The following is a 2,157-nucleotide window of genomic DNA, read 5'->3' as shown; positions in this document are numbered from 1 at the left end:
TATAGGGACCAATGTGGTCGTGATTAATCAATTGGTTGGGCAAACCAAACTTGTGGTGCCTGAAGGGGTGGGTCTTGAACTACACGCCAATGGTTTTCGGACGGAAGTAAATTGGAACGGGGAAAAAGTGGCCCTAAACAATGAGCGTAAAACCTTTGAAAGTGCGTCTTATCAGCAAAGTAACCGGAAAATTTACCTACAAATTTCTCAAGGTTGGGGAACAGTTGAGGTGGTCTTCTTATGAGAGGACGTCGGTTTTTAACAATATTTATCGTTTTATGGTTGTCACTTTTGACGGTATCTCTTGGAACCTATATCTTTTTGATTTTGGCACCTAATACCATGAATGTCGACGGGTCATATCTTGAATTTGCCCGTTTAATCCTACCATTTATGTATTTATTGGTCATTGATATAGTCATCTCATTGATTGCAACCTTAATCCTGTATTTCTTTTTATACAAGGACGAAAATAAATTAACGGCTAAGCTAACTGCCTTGGCTGCCAGAAAATATGATTCACCCATTTTTCAAGAAACAGAAATGGGCGTTTATGCTGGCCAGCAAATAGGTGAGAAAATTGAACGGTTGCGGGCCATGTTACAGAACATGGAAATGGCCTTGCAGGCAAAAACGGTGGCGGATGAAGCGAACTCAGAGATGAACAGGAACGAACTAGTCAAAGAGGAACGACAACGGATTGCGCGTGAATTGCATGATTCAGTCAGCCAGCAATTGTTTGCCATGACCATGATTTTGTCAGCTATCCAAGAGCAGGCGGACAATATGGACCCTGTCAACCGGCAATTGATCGATAAGGTGGCGGATATGGTGGACCAGGCTCAAGCTGAAATGCGGTCCTTACTACTCCATCTACGGCCAATTTCCTTGACCAATCAAAGTTTGGCAGAGGGGATTGAACAGCTCTTTAGAGAGTTAGAAACGAAGGTTAAGATTAATTTTGAAGCCACTGTGACGGACGTTCAATTGCTGCCCGAAGTGGAGAACCACCTATTCCGAATTGTGCAGGAATTATTATCCAATTCCCTGCGACATGCTAATGCACAAATTATCGAATGCCATCTGTATGAGAAAGACCGAAATATTTATCTGCGATTTTCAGATGATGGCGTGGGCTTTGATACCGACAAAGAATTACTGCAGAACGGTGGGTACGGCTTGAAAAATATCCAAGAGCGCGTGGCCCAGCTAGGTGGTTCGGTCAACATTATTTCATTTGAAAACCAGGGCACATTGATCCAAATCGTAATACCAAGAAAAATGGAGGGCATATATGATTAAAGTATTGTTAGTAGATGACCATGAAATGGTCAGATTAGGCGTTTCTACCTACCTATCTACCCAATCAGACCTAGAGATAGTAGGGGAAGCTAAGGATGGATTAGAGGGTAAGAAAATGGCCTTATCACTGCAACCAGATATCATTTTAATGGATTTAGTCATGGATAATATGGACGGGATCCAAGCAACACAAGAAATCTTAGCTGAATGGCCAAAAGCCAATATTTTAATTGTCACTTCTTTTATCGATGATGAAAAGGTATATCCTGCCATGCAAGCTGGGGCTAAAGGCTACATTTTAAAAACATCTTCAGCAAACGAAATTGCGTCAGCAATTCGCCGGACCTATGCAGGGGAGTCAGTTATTGCACCAACAGTCAATGAAAAGCTGATTGCCCATGAAGTAGAAGCTAACCGCCATCACCTACATGATGATTTAACTACTCGTGAACGGGAAGTCTTGCAGTTGATTGCTGCTGGTAAATCCAACCAGGAAATTGCCGATGACTTATTTATCACCTTAAAAACGGTAAAAACCCATGTATCGAATATATTATCTAAATTAGGGGTTGAAGACCGGACACAAGCAACGATTTATGCCTTCCAAAATCAATTAGTTAAATAGTCGTTTTATTGCAAAAGGAAAAACCTGCGATGCAAGCTAGTTCAGCTTTACATCGCAGGTTTATTTTGTTTATTAGTAATCGGTATGATTAGACAGGCATGACGACTGCCATAATCATTGGATTACGTTTTGTACGTTTATGCAAGAATGGTTGTAGGGCATTTTGCATAGCGTCACGTAAGATTTTTTCGTTTACTTTCTTACCTGAATTTAGATGACCGATAACAGTG

4 protein-coding genes are annotated in these 2,157 nt (G+C 41.2%); 3 read left to right on the top strand and 1 reads right to left on the bottom strand.

Features of this window, described 5'->3' with window-relative positions; all coding sequences use genetic code 11:
• From liaF to ACRCJ0_RS12490, 3 genes are all read left to right on the top strand, one after another.
• The coding region (gene liaF / locus ACRCJ0_RS12500) for a cell wall-active antibiotics response protein LiaF (protein ID WP_431390628.1) at nucleotides 1-244 on the top strand (244 nt) is incomplete at its 5' end.
• Nucleotides 241-1,302: a sensor histidine kinase gene (locus ACRCJ0_RS12495; protein WP_419971123.1), complete on the top strand. Its 1,062-nt coding sequence runs from the start codon at nucleotides 241-243 to the stop codon at nucleotides 1,300-1,302. The genes liaF and ACRCJ0_RS12495, both read left to right, overlap by 4 nt.
• Nucleotides 1,295-1,927 (top strand): response regulator, encoded by a 633-nt coding sequence (locus ACRCJ0_RS12490; RefSeq protein ID WP_417894129.1) that lies wholly within the window; start codon nucleotides 1,295-1,297, stop codon nucleotides 1,925-1,927. Before ACRCJ0_RS12495 ends, ACRCJ0_RS12490 begins: the two co-directional genes overlap by 8 nt.
• A gap of 88 nt (nucleotides 1,928-2,015) precedes the next feature.
• Here the strand turns inward: ACRCJ0_RS12490 and ACRCJ0_RS12485 are convergent, their stop codons facing one another.
• On the bottom strand, nucleotides 2,016-2,150 hold the full coding sequence (locus ACRCJ0_RS12485) for a hypothetical protein (RefSeq protein WP_431390631.1): 135 nt from the start codon (nucleotides 2,148-2,150) through the stop codon (nucleotides 2,016-2,018).
• Nucleotides 2,151-2,157 lie beyond the last annotated feature (7 nt).

Source organism: Aerococcus sp. L_32 (genome assembly GCF_050689315.1).
Note: the sequence above shows the minus strand (reverse complement) of the source record. Positions and strands in the feature narration are given on the sequence as shown.